Origin of the sequence: Mycoplasma sp. CSL7491-lung (assembly GCF_018913965.1) — a bacterium.
Taxonomy (GTDB): Bacteria; Bacillota_I; Bacilli_A; order Mycoplasmatales; family Metamycoplasmataceae; genus Mycoplasmopsis.
Genome location: NZ_JAHMHG010000002.1, coordinates 119,962 through 142,351, shown reverse-complemented (window position 1 = coordinate 142,351; position 22,390 = coordinate 119,962). Strand labels below are relative to the sequence as shown.

20 protein-coding genes are annotated in these 22,390 nt (G+C 27.6%); 8 read left to right on the top strand and 12 right to left on the bottom strand.

What is annotated here, in order from left to right:
- Position 1 precedes the first annotated feature (1 nt).
- From nagB to KQ876_RS02530, 3 genes are read right to left on the bottom strand one after another with little or no spacing between them, the layout of a single operon-like run.
- Entirely contained in the window at positions 2-727 is a 726-nt protein-coding gene (nagB, locus tag KQ876_RS02540; protein WP_205851993.1) for a glucosamine-6-phosphate deaminase, read from the bottom strand.
- Positions 728-729: 2 nt separating this feature from the next.
- Complete coding sequence (gene nagA, locus KQ876_RS02535) at positions 730-1,851, bottom strand: N-acetylglucosamine-6-phosphate deacetylase (RefSeq protein WP_216490142.1); 1,122 nt, start codon at positions 1,849-1,851, stop codon at positions 730-732.
- A complete protein-coding gene (locus tag KQ876_RS02530) occupies positions 1,844-2,707 on the bottom strand; it encodes an N-acetylmuramic acid 6-phosphate etherase (protein ID WP_216490140.1) in 864 nt (287 codons plus the stop codon). The genes nagA and KQ876_RS02530 overlap by 8 nt, the downstream gene beginning before the upstream one ends.
- A gap of 226 nt (positions 2,708-2,933) precedes the next feature.
- Here KQ876_RS02530 and KQ876_RS02525 point away from each other — a divergent pair, with 226 nt between their 5' ends.
- Positions 2,934-3,227, top strand: a complete 294-nt coding sequence (locus KQ876_RS02525; RefSeq protein WP_216490138.1) for a hypothetical protein — start codon at positions 2,934-2,936, stop codon at positions 3,225-3,227.
- Positions 3,227-4,888 carry a PTS transporter subunit EIIC gene (locus tag KQ876_RS02520; protein ID WP_205851997.1) on the top strand — a complete coding sequence of 554 codons (1,662 nt, stop codon included), beginning with the start codon at positions 3,227-3,229 and terminating at the stop codon, positions 4,886-4,888. The genes KQ876_RS02525 and KQ876_RS02520 overlap by 1 nt, the downstream gene beginning before the upstream one ends.
- A 79-nt stretch (positions 4,889-4,967) precedes the next feature.
- Here the strand turns inward: KQ876_RS02520 and tsaD are convergent, their stop codons facing one another.
- Genes tsaD through KQ876_RS02500 form a run of 4 tightly spaced genes read right to left on the bottom strand, consistent with a single transcriptional unit; the run spans position 4,968 to position 7,692 of the window.
- On the bottom strand, positions 4,968-5,900 hold the full coding sequence (gene tsaD / locus KQ876_RS02515) for a tRNA (adenosine(37)-N6)-threonylcarbamoyltransferase complex transferase subunit TsaD (RefSeq protein WP_205852683.1): 933 nt from the start codon (positions 5,898-5,900) through the stop codon (positions 4,968-4,970).
- Positions 5,900-6,457 (bottom strand): hypothetical protein, encoded by a 558-nt coding sequence (locus KQ876_RS02510; RefSeq protein WP_216490136.1) that lies wholly within the window; start codon positions 6,455-6,457, stop codon positions 5,900-5,902. The genes tsaD and KQ876_RS02510 overlap by 1 nt, the downstream gene beginning before the upstream one ends.
- A gap of 1 nt (position 6,458) precedes the next feature.
- Positions 6,459-6,845 carry a tRNA (adenosine(37)-N6)-threonylcarbamoyltransferase complex ATPase subunit type 1 TsaE gene (tsaE, locus tag KQ876_RS02505; protein WP_205852000.1) on the bottom strand — a complete coding sequence of 129 codons (387 nt, stop codon included), beginning with the start codon at positions 6,843-6,845 and terminating at the stop codon, positions 6,459-6,461.
- Positions 6,826-7,692, bottom strand: coding sequence for a DegV family protein (locus KQ876_RS02500; protein WP_216490134.1), 867 nt, complete (start codon positions 7,690-7,692; stop codon positions 6,826-6,828). The genes tsaE and KQ876_RS02500 overlap by 20 nt, the downstream gene beginning before the upstream one ends.
- Before the next feature lie 48 nt (positions 7,693-7,740).
- On the opposite strand from KQ876_RS02500, the gene tapR reads away from it, so the two are divergent.
- Both tapR and tyrS read left to right on the top strand, forming a co-directional pair.
- Complete coding sequence (gene tapR / locus KQ876_RS02495; protein ID WP_216490132.1) at positions 7,741-8,331, top strand: TyrS-associated PheT N-terminal domain-related protein TapR; 591 nt, start codon at positions 7,741-7,743, stop codon at positions 8,329-8,331.
- Positions 8,316-9,560, top strand: coding sequence for a tyrosine--tRNA ligase (gene tyrS, locus KQ876_RS02490; protein ID WP_205852680.1), 1,245 nt, complete (start codon positions 8,316-8,318; stop codon positions 9,558-9,560). The genes tapR and tyrS overlap by 16 nt, the downstream gene beginning before the upstream one ends.
- A gap of 36 nt (positions 9,561-9,596) precedes the next feature.
- Here tyrS and topA read toward each other — a convergent pair whose 3' ends face one another.
- Complete coding sequence (gene topA / locus KQ876_RS02485) at positions 9,597-11,456, bottom strand: type I DNA topoisomerase (protein ID WP_216490130.1); 1,860 nt, start codon at positions 11,454-11,456, stop codon at positions 9,597-9,599.
- Between the two features lie 187 nt (positions 11,457-11,643).
- Here topA and rpsF point away from each other — a divergent pair, with 187 nt between their 5' ends.
- From rpsF to rpsR, 3 genes are read left to right on the top strand one after another with little or no spacing between them, the layout of a single operon-like run.
- Entirely contained in the window at positions 11,644-12,072 is a 429-nt protein-coding gene (gene rpsF / locus KQ876_RS04430) for a 30S ribosomal protein S6 (RefSeq protein WP_205852005.1), read from the top strand.
- A 29-nt stretch (positions 12,073-12,101) separates the two neighbouring features.
- Positions 12,102-12,665: a single-stranded DNA-binding protein gene (locus KQ876_RS02475; protein ID WP_216490128.1), complete on the top strand. Its 564-nt coding sequence runs from the start codon at positions 12,102-12,104 to the stop codon at positions 12,663-12,665.
- Between the two features lie 18 nt (positions 12,666-12,683).
- Complete coding sequence (gene rpsR, locus KQ876_RS02470; protein ID WP_205852007.1) at positions 12,684-12,944, top strand: 30S ribosomal protein S18; 261 nt, start codon at positions 12,684-12,686, stop codon at positions 12,942-12,944.
- Positions 12,945-13,023: 79 nt separating this feature from the next.
- Here the strand turns inward: rpsR and KQ876_RS02465 are convergent, their stop codons facing one another.
- Positions 13,024-13,425, bottom strand: coding sequence for a hypothetical protein (locus KQ876_RS02465; protein ID WP_216490126.1), 402 nt, complete (start codon positions 13,423-13,425; stop codon positions 13,024-13,026).
- A gap of 171 nt (positions 13,426-13,596) precedes the next feature.
- Here KQ876_RS02465 and KQ876_RS02460 point away from each other — a divergent pair, with 171 nt between their 5' ends.
- Positions 13,597-14,331, top strand: coding sequence for a nitroreductase family protein (locus KQ876_RS02460; RefSeq protein WP_216490124.1), 735 nt, complete (start codon positions 13,597-13,599; stop codon positions 14,329-14,331).
- A 36-nt stretch (positions 14,332-14,367) separates the two neighbouring features.
- Here the strand turns inward: KQ876_RS02460 and mip are convergent, their stop codons facing one another.
- The 3 genes from mip to KQ876_RS02445 are packed head-to-tail and all read right to left on the bottom strand — an operon-like array spanning position 14,368 to position 22,145.
- Positions 14,368-17,400: an Ig-specific serine endopeptidase MIP gene (gene mip / locus KQ876_RS04425; RefSeq protein ID WP_216490122.1), complete on the bottom strand. Its 3,033-nt coding sequence runs from the start codon at positions 17,398-17,400 to the stop codon at positions 14,368-14,370.
- A 10-nt stretch (positions 17,401-17,410) separates the two neighbouring features.
- Positions 17,411-19,765: a putative immunoglobulin-blocking virulence protein gene (locus KQ876_RS02450; RefSeq protein ID WP_216490120.1), complete on the bottom strand. Its 2,355-nt coding sequence runs from the start codon at positions 19,763-19,765 to the stop codon at positions 17,411-17,413.
- A 37-nt stretch (positions 19,766-19,802) separates the two neighbouring features.
- Positions 19,803-22,145, bottom strand: a complete 2,343-nt coding sequence (locus KQ876_RS02445) for a putative immunoglobulin-blocking virulence protein (protein WP_216490118.1) — start codon at positions 22,143-22,145, stop codon at positions 19,803-19,805.
- Positions 22,146-22,390: the final 245 nt, after the last annotated feature.

Here is a 22,390-nt window from a genome sequence, read left to right as displayed (position 1 = left end):
TTTATTTTAAAAGTTTTGCTGCGTTTTTATCAATTATTACTGTTACATCATTGTGTGATTGTAAAAAGCTAGCTGGTACATCTTCAGTTATAGGTCCTTGAATCATTTTAAATATAGCATCTGCTTTATGTTCGCCATCAGCAAGTAAAATTATTTTTTTAGATTCTAAAATTGTACCTATTCCCATTGAAATTGCAGTTTGAGGAACGTCTTCTTTTTTATCAAAGTATTTTTGATTTGATTCGATTGTACTTTGAGTTAAGTTAACTTCACGAGTCCTATCTGTAATTTTTGAACCAGGTTCATTAAATGCTATATGACCGTTTGTACCTATTCCTAATATTGTAAAATCAATTCCACCTTTTTCTTTAATTAACTCTTCGTATTGTTTTGCATTTAATTCTATATCTCCGTTACCTAGAGGTAGATTAATATTTTCTTTTGAAATATTAATGTGATTGAATAAAACATCATGCATAAAGTAGTAATATGAACATTTGCTTTCTCTCGGTATACCTACATATTCGTCTAAATTAAAACTTGTTAATTTAGAAAAGTCTAATTCACCATTTTTGTAGTATTCAATTAAATTTTTATATGTTGCTATTGGAGAGTTTCCTGTCGCAAAACATAAATTTGTGTTTGGTTTATTATTTATTTGTTCTTTAATAATTTTAGCAGCTTCAAAAGCTACTTCTGTTGCGTTATTTTTTATAATTACTTTCATATTTATCCTTTTATTTTTTTACCATCAATATAAACTTCTTTTATCTTCAAAGTTTCGTTGTCTAAGATTACTAAATCAGCTAAAAATCCGGTTTCAATTTTACCTAAATTTTGTATATTTAAATATTTAGCCGAATTATATGATGTCATTTTAACAGCATCGTTAAGTGAATAACCAATTTTGACAATATTTTTAAATGCATCATGAATAGTGATTCCAGAACCTGCTATAGTGTTTGTACCTTTTAATGTGATTAAATTTCCTTTTTTAATAACAGGTATATCACCTGAAACATTTTCCCCATTAGGTGCATAAGCAGGTTTTATAGAATCAGATATTGCTATTATTTTATCTACACCTTTTAATTTAATAGAAAAATCAATAGATTCCTTTGAAACGTGTAATAAATCTATTATTAATTCTGTATATACATCATTATTATATAGAGCCGCTTCCAATAATCCTGGATTACGAGAATCTACACCTGACATGGCATTTCACATATGACAAACTGAGTAACATCCATTTTTAAAGAAATTGTCAGCAATTTGGAATGAAGCACTGCTATGTCCAATTGAACCAATAATTCCTAATTTAGATTGCATATATTTAAAAACATCTAGATTTACCATTAATGGGTCAAAAGAAATTTTCTTTAACATATTGTTTGAGGTTGCATACATTTTATCGATTCTACTTTTTGTACCTTTAATTAAATATTCAGGTTTATGTGCCCCTTTTTTTGACATTCCAATGAAAGGACCTTCGATATGTATTCCCAAATTACGAGAAACTCATTTTTTATTTTCTGAAACATCTTTCAAAGCTTTTAAAATAGTTTTTCAAGAGTTTGTCATTGCAGTTGGCATAAATGAAGTAACACCATGTTTTGCAAGTTTTCTAGAGATTATCTCAACAGCTTTAGTACCATCCATAACATCTTGGTTATATATACCGTGAATATGTGTGTCAATAAAACCTGGAACTAATATATTTTTACCTTCGCCTTCCTTTTCGACAACTTTAAATATTTTGTTATCCATTATGTATACATCAGCGTTTTGTATTGTACTTTCAGGATTAATGATTTTTACATTTTCAATTTTAATAATATTTTTATTCATGTTCAATAACCTTTCTTAAGTTAGAGTTATTTTTATTTAGTAAATCCACTGCCTGTTTATAATCAATGTTTTTTAATATCATAACTATGGCTGTTTTAGCGTTTTGTCTAGCTTCATTATATTTTTCTTTTGCATAATCAAAATCAACATTTGCAATATCTACTATCATATTTATTGATCTTTTTACTAATTTTTCGTTTATAGGTTTGACATCGATCATGTATTCATCATATACTTTTCCGGTCTTTATTGCTGTCATTGTTGAAATTGAATTCAATATTAATTTTTGCATTGTAGCTGCTTTTAGTTTTGTTGATCCTGAAATAACTTCGTTACCTAACTCTAATACTAATGTAAAATCAGCAAATTCTTCGATAGCACCATTTTTGTTATTTGATATTAAAACTGTTTTTGAACCTTTTTCTTTGGATTTTGCAAGAAAACCTTTTACATATTTGGTATTTCCTGAAGCGCTTAAACCTATTACTAAGTCGTTTTTATTAATTTTATTTTCAATTGCATTTGATTCTCCGAGCTTAAAATCGTCTTCATTCATTTCAAGGGAATCTAAAACTGCATCGTCACCGCCGGCTATTACATATTTAAATCAATTTTTTTCTCCATAAGTTGGATAAAAATCTAATGCATCTAGCATTCCTATTCTTCCACTAGTACCTGCACCAATATAAAAAACTCTTCCATTTTTATTAATAGATTCAATACACATTGATGCTATTTTTTCTATGTCTTTTGAATGTTCTTTATAAGTATCAGCAACTTTATAGTTCGCTTCAACAAATAAATTGTTTAATTCGTTTAATTCGTATTTATCTAATTTTTTTATATTGTTCCTCAACTTTTAATATATTAGGTTCAAACATATTTTAGTTTTAAAACTTATTACTAAAATATAAATGAATAATATATGTTTTTATATTTTTATATATAACAAAAAGTAGTTTTTTTCAAAAATATAATGAATACTTTATGCAAAAATATTTTTATCTTTTTTAAAATGTTTAAATAATATTGAGCGACCTAATAGTTGCTCGACTAATGAAAGGTTATTTTATTTAATAAAAATGTCTAAAAAAATGTCAAATAAATTATCCTCATTACACAAATCACAATATGCATATATTGCTTTATGAATATTATTCGCAGTATTACTTGTGGCAGTTGTACTTCTAAGTACACTATACACAAAACCTGAAGATGCGGCCGCTATCGCATCAAGAGCGAATACTATTGCTGCAATTGCGCTATTATTCGTTATTGTGTTTTTAGGAGCAATCGTTGCTACAGTTTATGTACACGGTTTTGTGCTTAAAAAAGCTCAAAAAAATTCAATTTCAAAATCTGGAGGTAAAAAATAATGATGTCAATGTCAAAAAATAACCAACAAACCAGTTTTTGAACAAAAGTAATGTCAAAATTAAGCTCAATTGGTGCTACACTTATGTTCCCTATCGCAGTTTTACCAGTTGCAGCCGTTCTTTTAAGAATTGGTGCTGAAATCCCAACAGATACAGCATTCTCAAAATTAATTCAAGAAATCATTATCAAACCTGGTGCTGCAGTATTTGATAATTTACCAATTTTATTTGGTGTAGGTTTAGCTTTTGGATTTACAAAAGATAAACGTGCGGAAGCCGCATTTGCCGGATTAATAGCTACATATATTGTTATAGCTTTAGTTCCTTCATTTACAACAGGATTCTACGGAAATGTTGCATTTAGTGAAGGAAATGGTTTTGAAGCCTTATTTGGTGGAAAATATAATGCGGTTTTAGGAGGAAACGTACTTAATGGACTTGCAATTGGTGCTTTAGTTGCGTATGTATACAACAATACAAATTCAGTTAAATTACCAAAAGTTCTTGGTTTCTTCTCAGGAAAAAGATTAGCTCCAGCATTAGCTATCATTTCTGGTTTAGTATTCTCATTCGTATGAGCAATTGTTTTCCCATGAATAGCATACGTAATTTACTTAATTTCTAAAGCTATGTCAGATGCAGTTTCAATAAAAGAAGGTTCAGATTTTGAATCAGCTAGATGAACAAGAGCTGCAATTATGGGAGTTTATGGATTTATAAATAGATTATTAATTCCATTTGGATTACACCACATTCCAAATAACTTATTCTGATTCCAATTAGGAACATTCGCTAAAGAAGGTGGTGCAGCAGGCGAAACAGTTAACGGAGATATTTTCATCTTCTTACAAGGTGTTGCTAAAGGTAACCCTGGTGGAATCTTCCAAGCAGGATTCTTCCCAATGATGATGTTCGGTTTACCAGCTTTAGTTTTAGCATTTGTTAAAACAGCTGCTACAAAAGAACAAAAAACAAAAGTTATTGCTTTATTTGGTTCAGCAGCCGTAGTTTCATTCTTGACAGGTATTACAGAACCAATCGAATTTGCGTTCTTATACATTTCACCACTTCTATACTTCATTCACTCATTATTAACAGGAATATTTGCATTTATTACAGGTGCATTCGGAATTCAATTAGGATTCGGATTTAGTGCTGGATTTATGGACTTCGTTCTTTCAATTCCTAAATCATTAAGAATTATTAATGAATCTGGTTACGAAGGTGCTGCTAAAGTTATGGCAAATCCATTCTGAATTTTACCATTAGGATTATTAACAGGTGTAACATACTACTTCACAGGTTACTTCATGATTACAAAATTAAACTTAAGTACACCAGGACGTGGAGCCGGAGTTATTGCAGATAGTGAACAAGAAGAAACAACTTCTACAACAGAAGAAGGTGAATTATCAGCAAAAGCTAAAAAAATTGTTAGTGCATTTGGTGGATGAGACAATATTGTTGAATACAACAACTGTGCAACAAGATTAAGATATACAGTTAAAGATTCTTCAAAAGTTAACGAAGAAGAACTTAAAAAATCAGGAATTTTTGGACTATCAAAAGTTTCAGATACAGGATATCATGCAATTGTTGGTGTTGAAGCAGAAAGTTTAAACAACGAAATAGTTTCAAACAAAGGTGCAAAATTACAATAATATAATTTAAATAATATAATAAAAATTCAAGTATTTAAGATGCTTGAATTTTTTTAAATAAAAAAGTTCTAATTAATATTTACTTAGAACTTTCAAGTTTTAAATATGCAACTTGTGCAATCATTGCTCCATTATCGGTGGAGTATTTTAGCGATGGAATAATTGCATCTTTGTGTAATTTTAAAAATTCATTTCTAAGAAAAGTATTTGCGCTAACACCACCGCCTAATACAATACTTTTTGGATTATATTTTTTTATTGCAACACTCATCTTTTCAATTAAATATTCAACAGCAATTTTTTGAAAACTAGCGGCTATTTTATTTTTATCAATTGAATTATTTTTCATTTTTTCAGAATTAATTAAATTTAAAACCTGAGTTTTTAAACCGCTAAAAGAAAAATCTAATTCATTTTCTGTTTTAGGCTTTGTAAAGTTAAAAAAATCTCCTTTGTAATTTTGATAAATCTTATCTATTAATGGTCCTCCAGGAAAACCTATACCAGTTCTAGAGGCAACTTTATCAAACGCTTCTCCAACAGCATCATCCAAGGTTTCGCCTACAATTTCAAAATTATTGTAATCTTTTGCATATAAAATTTGGGTATGTCCTCCTGAAACTAATAGGCATAACGATGGAAAAAAAATCTTTTCTGTTATTGTAGCAGACAAGAAGTGACCATGTAAATGATTTACCGGAATTAGAGGTTTATTCATAGATATAGATAATGCACTCGCAAATAAATAACCAATTTGTAAAGAACCTATTAATCCAGGTTCTTTAGTATATGCTATATAATCAATCTCGGACAAATTATATTTTTTCATGATTTCATTTTGTAGTATCGCTATATTTTTAACATGTTCTCTAGATGCCAATTCAGGTATAGTTCCGCCATATTTTTCAAAAATATCAGTTTGAGAAATTGATCACATATCTAATATTTTTCCGTTTTCCATTATTGCAATTGAAGTGTCATCATGAGAGGTTTCTATGCCAATTATTTTCATTACTTAATTTCTCCTATTTGAGGCATTTTAATGTATAAAGGTTCAATTTCCAATAAATTTTTAGTTTTGAAAATATCTTTATAATTTACGAAATTTAATTTCATTTCAAAATAATTTATCTTACTTTTTTGTTTACCGTTATCATCTAAAATTTTAATTGATGTTTTAATTTCTTTATTTAAATCTAGTTTGTTATAAAAATACATTTTTTTACCTTGAGCATCAATAAAAAAATCTTTTTGATTTGGATTTTGAATTTCTAAGATAAAAAAAGAATTTGTGTAAAATAAGTTTTTATTTTCCAACATTGCCATTGTCCTTAAAAAAACCAAACTAGATCTTACTCCTGTGAAGAAACCAGGACCGACATTTGTATAATATGCATCAATTTTTTTATTAGTTAAATTGTTTCTACTTAATATTTTTTTGTATTGATCGACAATTAAATCGACTTTCTTTTTATAACCTTCTAAAATTATTGAATCAACTACATTAAAATTATTATCAAATAAAAAAATAATAAAATCAGTTGATGAAGTGTCTAAAAATATATTCATTTTATTTCTCCTCTAATTCAATAAATCTTTGGTCATTAATTATACTAATCTTAATTTTTGTAAAATTATCAAACTGATATTTTAAATATTCAGACCATTCGATGGCAACAATATTATCTTCGAAATAATCTACAAATTCGTCTAAATCTCCCTTGTAGTTATATAAATCAATATGTATAAGTCCGTTATATGTTTTCATGTAATTAAAACTTGGAGATGTAATTTTGTCTTTTATTTCTAGTTGTTTTGCTAACAACTTAACGAAAGTTGTTTTGCCTGAACCTAAATCACCGTATAATAACAAAATTTTATTTTTCTTAATCAATGGTAATATTTTTCTTATAAAATCATCCAATTCTTGTAAATCATTAATTTTTATTTTCATCATTATTTTCTCAAAATTTATTTATATCTTTTTTAGTAGCTACTACGACCGCTTCTGGTCCAACATGAATCAAAATAACAGAAGGAATAAATGCACTTTTTGCTATTATGTCATATTTGTTTTTTATATATTCTATATAATAGTTAATTGTCTCTAAATCAGAAGATATTATCAATATATCCGTATTATAATTATGTTTTTTTAATTTAGATTCAATTTCTTTCTCTACCGTTCTATTAAAAACTAGACCTTTACCTTGTTTTAAAAGCTCTCCGTTTTCGAACCTTATCAATGGTACTACTTTAAGGAGTTTTGCAAGTGTGGCTGCAGCGGGTGTTAAACGTCCTCCTTTAAGTAAATAATTATTATATTTCGGTATTAAAGTAACGTCTAAATCTTCGTCTCATGGCTCAACCTGTTTTATCGAATATTCTAAATCATTAGTTTTTTTATATGTTTTAATAAATTTATTAACTTGCATTTGCAGTGTTCCTGAAATATTTACCGATTCAATAACTCTAAGTTTAGGATAATCTTTTTCTAAATTTTTTAACATTGAGTATTGACTTGATAAGTATTTTGAAATAGGAAAAACCACTATTTTATCATATTCTTTTGATAATTTTTCGATCATTTTGCAAGAATAACCTATTGGTGTAGCGGATGTAGAATATGTTTTAGTTTCTAAATTAAAATTTTCAAAAATATTATAATGACTAATATCTATTCCATCATAAAAATTTTTACCATCAATTTCAATAATTAGAGGTAAAAAATAAAAACCTTTCGAGTTTGCTTCTTTTTCTGTTAAACCAATTGATGAATCCACTACTATTGCTATTTTTTTCATACGTATATTATAATATAAAATAACAATTAAATGTGTTATAATATAAAAATGATTATATGCAATGTTTTAAATGAAAATTTCGCAAATACAAGTATTGTTTTTGTTAATTCAAATATTAAAAAAATTAATAAAATTTATGGTGATAAAATAGTATTTTTTGTTGACGAAAACAAGAATGTTTCTTCGATAAATATTTTGGATAATAAGAAGTATTTTATTGAAAATAATAATAAATTTTTTAGATTAAGTAGCGAGCAAATTAATATCATTAAAGATGAGGCTAATAAACTAGGATTAGTGATAAAACCTATAAAAATGTTTCAATATGGTAAAATCCTAAAAAGAATTATTCATGAAAAAAGTAATAAATTGTTTGTTTTAGAGGTTAATTTTAATGAAGAAAAAACTACTCAAATAATAACGAATACATTGGATACTTTAGAAGGAAAAGTGTGTGTGTTTGCTAGAATTGGTGCAACCACCTTCTCAGGACTTGAAATTTTAAGTGGTAAAGTTATGAATATAGAAAGTAACGGTATGGTAACAAGCTATAAAACATTAGGAATTGAAAGAGATGGTTTAATTTTTGGCGATGAGACACAAGTGGGACAGGAGTTTGATTTATGTCAAGACATTTAGTTTTAAAAGACCTTGAAAAAAGAGGTATTCTCAAAGATACAAGTAATATTGAAAAGTTTTATAAAACTGACGATGAAAGTGCTGTTTACGCTGGTTTTGATCCTACAGCTGATAGTTTACATCTTGGTAATTATATTCAAATTGCAATACTTTTAAGGTTTAAATCATATGGTTGAAAAGTTATTGGTGTTTTGGGTGGTGCTACCGGTATGATTGGAGACCCTTCTTTTAGAGATAGCGAACGTCAATTGCTTGATAGCGAAACTTTAAATAAAAATAAAAATAAAATTAGACAACAACTAGAAGGATTTGGGATAGAAGTTATTGATAATTTTGAATTTTATAAGGATATGAATTTTTTAACATTTTTAAGAGATGTTGGAAAATTAGTAAACATATCAACAATGATTAATAAAGATTCAGTTGCTAGAAGATTAGAAAAGGGATTGAGTTTTACTGAATTTTCATATCCGTTGATACAAGGGTGAGATTTTCTTCAACTTTATAAAAAGTACAATGTACGTGTCCAATTTGGCGGTTCAGATCAATGAGGAAATATTACAACAGGTTTAGAAATAATTTCTAAAGTTGTTGGAAACGATCATGAAGCTTTTGTGTTTACTTCCGGGCTTCTTACTGATGAGAATGGTAATAAATTCGGTAAATCCACAGGTGGAGGTAGTTTGTGACTCGATAAAGAACGTACAAAGCCTTTTAATATGTATCAATTTTTAATAAAACAAACTGATACTATAGTAGAAAAATTACTTTTATGATTAACTTTTTTACCTATTGAAAAAATAAATGAAATTATGGAAATTCATAATTCTAATACATCATCTCAATATGCTCAAAAAACACTAGCATATGAGGTTATTAAAAATATTCATGGAGAAAACGAGGCTATTAAATCAAAAACAATAAGCGAAATTTTATATAATAAAAAACTTGATTTGAGTAGTTTTGATTCTAATATTTTATCTTCTCTTGAAAAAGAAATACCTTTAGTAGAAATTAAAAAAGACTCTAATTTAATAGAACAATTAATCAATAAATCAATTTTAAAATCTAAAAGAGAAGCAAGAGAATTTATCCAAAATAAGGCAATTAAATTTAATTTAAAGCCAGTAAACGAAGATTTTGTTGTTTATTCAGAATATTTTAACAACAAATACGCGTTATTGCACGTTGGTAAAAAAATTATTTATATTGTTAAAATAATTTTTTAATTTTAATAAATAAAAAAATCGCATTTTGCGATTTTTTTATTCTTCTTCTTCATCGTATTTATCGTTATTTGAAGAATTATTACCTTCTTCGTAACTAGCAGTGTATTTACAATTAGGAAAATTACTACATCCGATAAATTTTTGTCCTTTTTTATTATTTCTAATAAGTAATTTATTTCCACATTGTGGGCAATTTTCATCAAGTTCAATTAATTCAAATTGAACTACACTCATTTTATCTGTAGCTTGTTCTAATGCCACTTGAAATTTGTTTCAAAAAGCTTCCATTAAATTATTTTTTTCGAGTTCATTATCTGCAATTTTGTCTAATTGCTCTTCAACTGAAGCTGTATACAATTCATTAAAAATATCTGGAAAGGCATTTATTAAAGAATCACTTACTTTTATACCAAATTCTGTAGGTACAAGTTGTTTACCTTGCATATTAACATAAGCACGATCTTTTATTATTTTAATTGTTGAAGCAAAAGTTGAAGGTCTACCTACTTTTATTTCATCTAGTTTTTCAATTAATGTTCCATCATTATATCTTGGCGCGGGTTTTGTCTCATGTTCTTCAAAATTAAATTGTTCGACAGCAACAATTTGATTTAGCTGATAATTTGGATCATTTTGTTCTAATTCTTTATTTGTAACTATATAATAACCATCAAAAATAATTTTTGAATAAGTGTTTTTAAACATATATTCTTTAGTTTTATAAGTATATTGTTTACTTTCTCTAATAGGTTGTTTTATTAGCGCCATTAAGGTGTTTTCATAAATTAATTTATAAACTTTTAACTCACTTTCTGACATTTCGGGATACTTACTTTTTGCTAATTCTGGAGTCAGTTCTAAATCTGTTGGTCTAATAGCTTCGTGGGCATCTTGATCACCACTAAAGCCTTTTATTTCTTCAGCTATATAGTCTTTTCCTCATTTTTTAGCAATAAATTTATGAGCTTCATTCACAAAAGTTTGCGACATTCTTGAACTATCGGTTCTTGGGTAGCTTATTAATCCTCCGTCTCCATAACCCTCATAAAGATTTTGTGCAGCAGATTGTGTAGAAGAAGAACTTAATGGGCTTTTTTTGTATAATGTAGCTTGTTTGAAAGGTGTTAATGCTCCAACTTTTCTTTGACTTTTTGCTATATTAATTACTTCTAATTTTAGATCTATGTTTTCAAAATCTTTTTTAATTTTATCGATATCTTTTGTTTCGATTCATTCTCTTCTTTCCGAAATATTTTCAGAATTAAAATACATAGCTAAAACATCATTATTTACTAACTTTGCATTCAACTTGTAATATTGCTCAGGTATAAAAGCATTTATCTCTTTTTCTCTATCTACGACAAGCTTAAGCGCAATTGATTGAACTCTACCCGCAGTTGGCGTACCAGGAGAGTTTTTGAATTTTTTTCTGATCAATTGACTTACTCTAAAACCAATGATACGATCTAACATTCTTCTAGATTTTTGTGCATCAACTAAACCTTCATCTAGTACGCTTGCCTTTTCAAAAGATTTTAAAATTGCATCTTTTGTTATTTCGTTATATTTAATTCTTGAGTACATTTCAGGTTTTATTTTGAAATATTCAACAATATGTGATCCTATCGCTTCACCCTCACGGTCAGGGTCTGTTGCAATGTAAACATGTTTAGCTTCTTTTAATGCACTTTTTATTCCGCTAACTAATTTACTTTTGCCTCTTTCTAGAGAATAAGAAGGTTCTCAATTTTCAAAATCAATACCTAAACCGTATTCTCCGCTTGTTTTCATTTTTAAAAAATGACCTACTGAAGCAATAACTTCATAATCGTCACCTAAATATTTTTTAATTGTATTTACTTTATTTGGTGACTCGACAATAACTAAATTTTTCATAACCATAAATATATCACAATTATTAAGTTTTTTGTCAAGTTTTTCATTTTAATATTTATTAAATTTATAATTTAAATTTCTTAAAATATTTTTAAGAAAATATACAAAATTTTATATAATTAACTATGAGTATGTATAGAGTACTCCTTGGCAAATATTGCCCAGAAAGACCAAAAGGAGATAAAAAATGGTTAAATACGAAATTATGATGATCGTTGATCCTAAAGCAGACTCTAAAATTGCATTTGATTTACTTAATGAAGTTTTCGGTGCAGGAGTTAAAAAAGCTGAAAAATTAGAGAAAAACGAATTAGCATACGAAATAAATAAATCTAAATTTGCACAATACATTCAAGCAGAAGTTGAAACGGAAGCTAACTTACCTGCGGAATTTACACGTCGTGCAAATATCATTAAACAAATTTGAAGAACACTTGTAATTAATTTAGATAGCGAAAAAGGTTTAAATAGTTCTAAAAAAGAAAAACCAAACAGAAAAAGAAGAACATTCAAACCATACGATAAAAACAACACAAGAAATGAAAATAACTCAACTGAAAATACTGAAAAACCAAGAAGACGTACAACAGTAAAAACTGAAAAAGTTGAAAAATAATTTTCGAGAAAGAAAGGTAGTTATTTAATATGAATAAAGTTATTTTAATAGGTAGATTAACATCTACCCCTGTGTATAACGCAACAAGCTCAGGTGTAGGATACACAAGATTCACATTAGCAATAAATAGAAGAATATCAAATTCTTCTAATAATGAAATTACTGATTTTATTAATGTTATTGCTTGAAGATCTACAGCAGAATTAATTGCGAAAAACACAACAAAAGGTTCTAAAGTTATGATAGAAGGTAGTATACAAACAAATACTTATACTTCTAGAGAAACTAATCAATTAGTTAGGTCGTTTGATGTTGTTGTTGATACATTTGAATTCTTGGAATCTAAAGATGAATTCCAAAGAAGATTGAGAAATAACGACAATAACAACCAACAAATGTCAAATAATGGATTTAATAATAATTTTAATAATAACTATCAACAACAAAATAATTTTAACAATCAAAACCAATGACAAAATAATAATTCGGTTCAAAATAATGTTATGAATAGTAAACATAACTTCGAAGATATTACAAGCGGATATTCTGAAAACGAAAATAATGAACCGGATGACCAAGAGGTTTTTGGTTAATATTTCAAGGAGATTAATATGGCTTACAACAAACGTAAAAAAGTTTTTTCAAGTAGAAGAAAAGTGTGTTCATTTTGTGAAAACAAATCTAACTATGTTGACTACAAAGACGTTGAATTATTAAACGGTTATGTATCAGCAACTGGACAAATTAAATCAAGATCAATTACAGGTACATGTGCAAAACATCAAAGAAAAGTATCTACAGCTATTAAAAGAGCTAGATTTATTGCTTTAATGCCTTACACAGTAGTTCGTGTTCGTAACTTATCAAAATAATTAAATTAATAAGTTACTACAAATTCATAATAAAAACCTCTCAATTTAAGTTTTGAGAGGTTTTTGTATTGATTAAATTTTAATCAGTAATTATTTTATTTTTGTTTACAAATTCTTTTTTAGAAGAACTTAAAATCATTATTGTGGCAGCAAAAGTTGCAAACGGAACGATGAATCCAATTAATAACAAAGTTCTAATTTTGTCTTTTGTATTTATAGCTAAAATAATATGAGTAACAAGTATTACTATAGAAAATGCAAATAATAAAATTCCTATTATTATAGAACCGATTAAAACTCCCTTAGCACTATTATAAACTTCACTTTTGTTTGTGTAATAATTACCATATCCATAATTGTTATAATTGTTGGTTGCTTTTACAGCGCTTGTTACGTTTATGGCTATAATTACTATTATAAGTATTAAGATAAGAATTTTACTTAATAAATTTGTTAAAGCTAATTTTTTATTTTTATCCATTTTTACCTTTCTTTTTTAATTAATCAATATAATTCTAAAAAAAAAAAAAAAAACGGAAGTATTTTTTCAAAATTTTATTATTCATTTTTTAAATTAAAAATTTTTCAAAGTAGACATAGGTAAAAAATGTATTTTTGAAAGTGATATAATTTTATATAGATAGGAGTTATTATGGATTTTCATGAAAAAAATTTAGCAAGACAAAGTATTAGAGAATATGATTTAAATCATCCACTTTCTGAAAAAGAAAAAGAATATATTATAGATGCAATTAAAAATACACCAACTTCTTCGAACTGACATTCATCAAGTGCTATTGTTATTACTGATAAAACTATATTAAATAAAATAGCGGAACTTTATCCTAAAGGAACTCACATTAGAACAGCTTCTATTTTTGTTATATTTTTAGCAGATTTTAATAGGATGAATATGGTTTTAAAAAGTAATCCTGATGTTAAATTTAATAAGAATTCAACAGAAACATATACTATAGCTGTTGGTGATGCATTTATTCAAGCTACTAGTGCACAAGATCAAGCAATCGATTTAGGTTTAGGAACATGTTTTGTTGGTTTTGTTAGACATATAGCAAAAGAAATAATTGAACTATTAAATATAAAAGGGCAAGCATTTCCGGTCATTGGTCTTACAATTGGTAATAAACTTAATAACAATACTTTAGTTAAGCCTAAAATTAATCGTGTATTTATGAATAATTATGATATTGAAAGAATATCTTCGGATATAGAGGAATATAATCCAAAATTAGTGGATTATATAAAGAAATCTTTTCCAAATATAGATCCTTTAAATTATGTGGACTCTTCAATAAATTCGGCGAAAAGACATTCGGTTCAAACTGAACTTATTGAAGAAATTTGAGATTTAGAACTAACTAAATAAAAAATGAAAGGAAGTTTTCCTTTCATTTTAATTTTATTAAATATCTGATGTATTTTTTGTTGGTGTATATTCTATTAATTTATTATTGTCAAATTGGAATTCTGTAGGAATATTTGTTTTTTCAAAACCATTAGGGAATAGTCATGTTTTTTTAACTTTATTTTCTTTAAAAAGTTTTTCCATACTTTCACGATATGAATTTTGTTGATCTTTCCCACCACCATAAATTAAATCATATTGTGGTAGGTTATAATCTCCGAATAAACCTTTATAATTATATCCTTCTGATCTAAAAGCAGATGATAATCCGGTTTTAGCTCCTTGAAAACTTGCGTGATATACAGAAACCATTTCGTTATTTTTTGTTCTCACACCACTTCCCGAAGCTCCACCACCCGGAACATAATTTCTTGGTAGATATTCAAGACCGTATAAAATGTATTTTTTGTTATCGTCAGAAACATATAAGTTATCAAATGGTTTTTGTTTTGCTCCTACGGTTGGTGAAGAAATGAAAGCGTCGACAACACCTGGTTTGTCTATAAAACCACGCCAAGCAACATTGTATGATAAAAAGTTACCACGATCAAGTTTCTCTTTTGTTCTTTTATCGAACTCGTCTTCTGTCACAGTTTTATTATAATAATCCCCATCAGCATTTGTTCATAAGCTATAACCATGTTCACGAACTTTCATTTGATCTTCTTCAACGTATTGTTTTATAAATCAATCAAATCAGTTGTTAGATTTTGATTTAGGATAACCTAAAATAATTAATTGATCCAATTTATTTAAGTCTACATTTCTAGATAAAATAGGATTATTTATTTTTTCATAATTCTTTAAATATGATTCTGATTTAAACTTAACTTTATCTTCGTCCTTTCAATTTGCATAATCATTTGTTATTCATTTTGCAAATTCTTGAGGACTTTTACCTTTTAATTCGTTGGTTGAAATTTTTTCGAAATCAATTTCAAATATTGAAAAATCAAGAAATTCTTGTACATCCTTATATTTTTCTTGCTGTTTATTTATCAAATATTGTGATGGATTTGTTTTTAAATAATCTTTAGCATCAAAAATTCTTTTTAACGATTCTTTTTGAATAACTCCTGTATTATATTTATCAGAATCTAGTGGTATTACTTTTAATTTTGAATAATCACCTCTAACAGATTCCTTATTTACATTTGTTATTGACATTCCCGCAAATCTACTTGGATTTATTGCATCCGCAACATGTAAGTTTGTACCAAAGTAAAATTTAGTTGGATAATGTCCGCTTTCAGGTAACTCGTAATCCATAATTCAAATGGTTCCTGCAATAACATCCTGAGAGTCTATAAATTTATTTTGAATATCTCACATACTTTGTGCTTTTCTTATAAAGTTTTCTGCGTTTTGTTTGGTTTGTTCGTTTATTTCATTATCTGATTTTATTTTATTTAAAACAACATCTTTATATTTATTTAAGTAATCTGTGTAAATTCTAGCTGCGCCATTTTCATCGCCATTCATTTGTTGAACTAATGCTCTAAAAATATCGATTGTTATTTGCTCTAAATAATCTTGAAGAGGATTTTCCATAGTATCGCCGTGTGCTTCGTTAATTCTTCTAATAAATTCATCTTTTGCGTTTTTGTCGTTTATTTTTTCTGCAAATTCTTTTAATTTTTCAGGGTTCTTAACGTGCTTTCTTAATAGGTTTCTTTGATTTTCATCTTCACTAGCTAAATAATTATTAATTTCTACGTGATATGTAATGTAAGATGCATCTAAATAATTTTTGTTTGTTATTGTTCTAGCTAAACCTTGATCGTTTCCAGGTTTTTTTCCTAAAGAATCTACTCACGAATCTTTTTTACCTATTTCCATTACATCATTTAAAGCTAAACCTTCTACACTATTGTTTGATCCATATTTTGGTAATGTAAATCCTTTATATACAGCACTTTCGTAAGGGCTAAAACCAACTTCCTCGGCCTTTTTATTGAAGAATTTTATGTTTTCGTCAGTGTTTGATGTTAATTCTGGTCTAATTGCTTGTAAATCGCCTGCACTTTTTATATAGTTCTTTAAAGCAGTTAAATAAATGTTATCGTCATATTTAAATTTTTCGATTGGAGTTTTTTTAACGTATTCTGTTATTTCGTTGTTTGATGTAGGTTTTTGCAATCCGCCTAATTCAGTTCCGCCGTATTGTTCTCCGTTTTCATCAGTACCTTGTTGGTTGTTTTTAAAACCAGAAAGTTGAATTTGTTTAACTTCTGATGTCTCTCTAGTTAATCTATTTTTAAATGTAACATAAAAAACAACATTTCCTGTTTTGTTTGGATTTTCTTCTCCTTCTACACCTTTTGCGTTATTTACTTCTATATCTAAGAATCAGGCATATTCATCGGTAGGTACAAATTTATCTAATAACATATTTCTAATAGCTTGTGAAGGCAAAACTTCAGATTTATTTTGATTTCTAATAGATTCAAATGCGAAATTAAAATGTGTTCCTTCAGTTGGGTTAGTAACTACTTCAGTGAATTTTTGTTTAGATAATTTTTTTTGTTCTTCGGTTGCAGGTTTTTCCGCTTCCTGAGTTGCTGATAAAAATAAATTAAGTAGTTGTTTATTTTTGTTAGATACATTAGTTTCGTTATTAGCATCATCAATTTTTGAATTAATTTCACTTCTTTTTGATTGGTCAACTATCCTTCTTGAAATTTCTTTTGTTGTTTTTACTAATTGTTCAGAATTACCATTTTCTAATATTGATTTTTTTATTTCGTTATTAATTGCATCGAGTGCTTTATCATCGCTCGCTTCTCTAATTTTGTTGATAAATTCGTCCTTGTTAACATCGTTTGGTAAGAAATTTATTAAATCAGTAACTTTATTCTTTTTGATATCAATTGCACTTGTAGGTTGATCTTCATTTTCTGAGCTATTAGTAGAATTGCTATTAGCTTTTTCAGAAGATTGTTTATTGTTTGCTCCACACGAAATTGCGGTGACAATCGAAGTCATTCCGAATGTTAAAGATAACAATTTAGTTCATTTATTTTTTTTCATTTTTTATCTCCTATGAAAATTCTCATGTTTCATCACTATCAACAACTTCATATCCATTTGCTTTTAGTTGTTCGATTAAAGCGATATTTTCTTTATCCACTTTTATTGTATTTTTAAGTTTACCCAATGATATTAAAGTTCTTAATTCGTTAATACCACTTGTACTTAAAGTTGTATTTCCTTTAATGTAAACATATTGAGTTTCATTATTATTTGAAAAGGTAATTTTGGTTTCGGGTGGTCCTGGTTCTCCTATAACCATATTTTTAGAAAATCCGGCATCATTTAGTTCGTTTGCGTAAATGTCGAAGTAAGAACCAGTATTAAATAAATTAACTTTTCTAAGTCTTCTTTGTGGTTTTTCTGGGTGAACTATGTCGGTGAATACTAAATTTTTGAGTGATCTAATTTGTGGGACTCTGCTAAAATCTAAATTCATTGGGTACGAGTAATCTCCACTACTAAAAAAAGGTTCGTGGTGTCTTGCTCAATATACCAATCTTAGACCGTCGTTGATACGTTTAAATTTAGCAACATCATTTGGAGCATTTTCTATTAAGTCACCTTTATCAAATGAAATTGTATTAAATACTAATCTTGTAGCTAATTTTGAACCGGGTTTATAATCAAAACCTACGTTATAATCAATGCTGTTTACTCAAGCAACATTACGGAAAGAAAGTGGGTTAAGATTTCATTCTTCTTTTAACGAATTACCTTCTGTGTATAACGAAAGTTCGTCAATTTCTTTATCTTCAAGTTCAATTAATGATGAAGTATTAGAAGCTGCCGCATCAAAAAATAATTCTAATTGCGGTAACTTTTTGGGTAAAGCTTTTAAAATGTCTTTGAATTTTTGACCTGCTGATTTTTGACCCATGTTTAATATTCTATATGAAGTTATTTCAACTTTATCTTCTGTAAGTTCTTCAATTAATGATTTGGTTTTTTCGTAAGCTCTATCATCACTTGCGTCAATACTTACAACAGTACCTTTTTCTCTCTTGATGGCAGGGTCATTATTGGTTCTTGTAAGTTCATAAATTTCTATACCATCAATGTTTTGGATATTATATTTTTGAAATTTAGGATCACTTTTTATATTTCTTTTTTCTCATCCAGGGTATAAGCCGTCTTTAATTTGTCCGCCAGTTCTCCACATTCAATCATTATATCCAAACGCTCTTTTTTCAATATTATCTCTATAATATCTATTTAATGTTTGGTTATGACCATCGGGAACGGCACCTATATGACTGCTTATTTCACCTTTTTCATTTATATATGAACCTTCCGCTCCTAAAGTATGACCTTCCTTGAAAAGATTCTCTACATCGTTAGAAATCTTTGTTAATTTAGTTTGATCTAAATTACTCATTAATCATAAAAGTCTCTCATATTTTATCTTTTCATATGGTTTTCCTTCATATAATTTTTTATGTTCAGGCCACTCCCTTTGTCCTTGCTCTGTTAAAAAATTAACAAAGTTTTTTTCGTTTTTAGGATCAAATAACAATCCAAATCTATCCTCAAATTTGCTAAAAGTATTTTGATTAGATGGTCTACTAAAATAAAGTTCTCAATCTCAAGTTTTACCAGTTTGTTCAGTTTGTTTTACTATTTGTTTGTAATCTTCTATGTGTGCTTTAAATAAGCTTTTATTAGTAAATAAGAAATCTGTAGCTTTTGTAACTTGAGCTTTTCTAAGTTCTTCTGTTGCTTCAATGCTTGTGATTTTAGTCCCTATTAAATCAATATATTTAATCCTATTATTTAATTTATTATTAATATCATATTCTTCTACAACCGGTTCTTTCGGAAATTCTCTTTTTACTCTAACTCTAACTCCATCAATAACTGCCCTATTATCTGACGGACTAGGTTCTGGATCTTTAACTTCTTCAGGTACAGGTTCCGGCACTACTTTAACAATTGGTGAAGGTTGTTCAACTGGTTTTGACTCGGGTTTTTCTATTGGTTTAGGTATTGGTTTAGGAGTAATTATTTTGGGTTTTTCTATTGGTTTAGGTATTGGTTTAGGAGCAATTTTTTCTCTTTTAGGATTTATTTCGTTTTTGATTATTTCTTTTTCTTTAATTGGTTCTGGTTTAGGTTCTTCAATAGGTTTTGGTTGTGGAATTTCTTTTAAATTATCATCAATTATTGAAGTTTCACCTCTGACAATATCTAAATTATTTTTATTAATTAATTTTGGTCTTGTATTTTCTATTTTAAATTCGTATTCATTTGAATTTTTTCCTGATGAAAAATTATAAACACTAGCGGCCAAAGAAGTGGAAATAGCTAACGAGGAAATAATGATAGCCACATTTATCTTATTTTTCTTTAATTTTAAAAAATGCATTATTTTCCTCCTATTAAATTTAAATCATAAATTTGAACTATGATCATTGGATATCGCCTTCTTGTTCGTCGTATGTACTTACGTTGTATCCACTATTTCTCAATTGATTAATTAAATTTGTTTCATCTTGTGGAACTTCGATTATAGTGTTTCTACTAAAAGTATTATCACTAAAATCAATTAATGTATTTAAGTTATTAAATCCGCTCGGGTTGAGAGTATGACCTTTTGAAGTTCCTTTAATACGTATTTTATTGGTTGTTTTTCCGTTACTAAAAATAATTTTTGATTTAGGAACATTGAATGAATTTCTATCAATAATATCATAGAATTGAGCATTATTTAATTCGTTAGTATCTATTTCGAAATAATCTCTATCATTAAATAAAACTAATCTTCTTAATTTTCTTGTTCCTGGATTTTTATGCTCTATATCATTAAAAACTAAGTATCTTAAAGATTTCATTGCAGGTACCCTACTTAAATCTAAACCAACAGGATAACTGTTGCCCGCTTCGTTTCTGTCAGGTTTTAATCCTGGACCAAAACCACCTTGGAATATTTTTTCATTATTTCTAACTCAATATGCCATACGCAATCCGTTATTAACTGAAGTTGCATCTACTCCGTTATCTGTCTTAATAAAATCTTCCTTGTCAAAAGATAAACTATCAAATGTAATTCTTGAAACTATTTTTGCATCGGAGGCATATCCGAAACTTACGTTATAGTCGGCTGTATTAACTCAAGCTGCCCCTTTAACTGCTCATGGATTTAAGTTTCATTCTTCAACTAAAGAATTTGTTGTTGTATAAAATGCCATTTCATCAATTTCTTTATCTTTAAGAGCTCTTAATGATGAAGTGTTTGTACTTTCTAAGAATAATTCTAATAATGGTATTTTATTAGGTAATGCCGCAAAAATATCTTTAAATTTTTGTGAACTGTCGTTCTTACCTATATTTTTAAATCTAAATCCCACAACTGGAATATTTTTTTCTTTTATATCATTAATTAATTTGAGAGCTTTTTTATATCCAATATTATTACTTGCGTCAATTGTAATAACATCTGCTTCATTTAATTTTCCTTCTTCTCTTGTATCTCTTGTTAAGTGATCGACTTTAATTCCGTCGCCAGGTTGAATATCTAAATTATGTTCGCTTGCGTAATTTGAAGTTACATCTCTATTACTTCAACCATAATATCCACCGTTTGCAATTTGTTCAGGATTACGAGTATAAATGGTTTTAAATCCAAAAACTCTTTTTTCGGTGTTATTACGTTCATATTCTGCTGTAACTTTATTTACAATTGGTGAGTATGTATGAGAGTCTAATTCCCCATTTTCAGTTATGTAAATATTAGGATCATCTGGGTCTATAAAATAACCTTGTTCTAGTTGTTTTCTAGCATTTAGTGTAGGGTTTTTAAATTTTTCGAAATCAATATATGTTATAAGAGCAATGTCGCTAATTTTAATTTCATGGCGGTTACCGGCTCTATCGTAATACTCATAGGTTCCTGGTATTTGTTTTATTTGGTCATATTTTTGAACCCCTTCATCTGTAAGGAATTCTTTTATTTTATCTCCATTTTGTAGCAGTCTACCAAATTTATAAACTATGTCAATATAATAATCTTCGTTTTGTCTAATTAGTGATTTTTTTGCTGTCTCAGTTTGTCTTGAGTCCAAATTAAATTCATTTAGAATAAACTTAAATGTATTTATTTTAGTTGAAATCGATTTTCTCGCGTTTTCAGCGGTTCTTGCAATTAATTGATCAGTCACAGTAATACCATTTAAATCTGGTGTGATTTCAGCTCTATAAGGAACTCTGTTAACAATCCCTTTTTCAACATCATTTCTAAAATCCTGTCTTTCCGGAAATTCTGTAACACTAACTTCTACTTCTCCAAAGTTTTGATAAACTTTTTTAATTGTTTTGGTTTTATATTCTTCTTTGGGTTTAGGTTTAGGTTGTTCTTGTGGAGTTAATTTAGGTTCTTCTTTTGGTTTGATTGGTTCTTTTATAACTTCAGGAATAACTTCTTTTGGTTTTTCAATTTTTGGTTTTTCCTCAATAGGTTTCGGCCTGTCAATAACTACATTTTTAATTGGTTTAGGTTGAGGTTTTTCAATAGGTTTCGGTTCAGGTTTTTCTTTGATGTTTCTATCAACAACGCTTGGAGTATAAACGTCTAAATCTAAATTATTTTTGCTAATAATCTTAGCATCACTACTTGTTATTACAAAACCTGGTTGATTATAGTTAGAGTTTAAATTGTTAGTAGCATAAACTACCACACCAGATAAAGCACTAACTGATGCACTTGTAAGTCCTATAATCAAGTTAACTTTTACTTTTCTACTAAACATATTCATTTCTCCTTAATACAATTAAATTATATTCTTTTAATAATTTAAAAAATATTTTACCAAATTTTTTAAATAGCAAAACATTATTACTTTTATGCCTTGTATATAGGTATATATAATTATTTTATAATTATAAAAATTCATTTTTTTAGTTTTTTTATTATAAATTTTTATTATTTTATTCTTTTTTTATTTTTTATACCTTATTTTTGTAGAATAAATTTGTTATTAAAAATAAAAAGGAG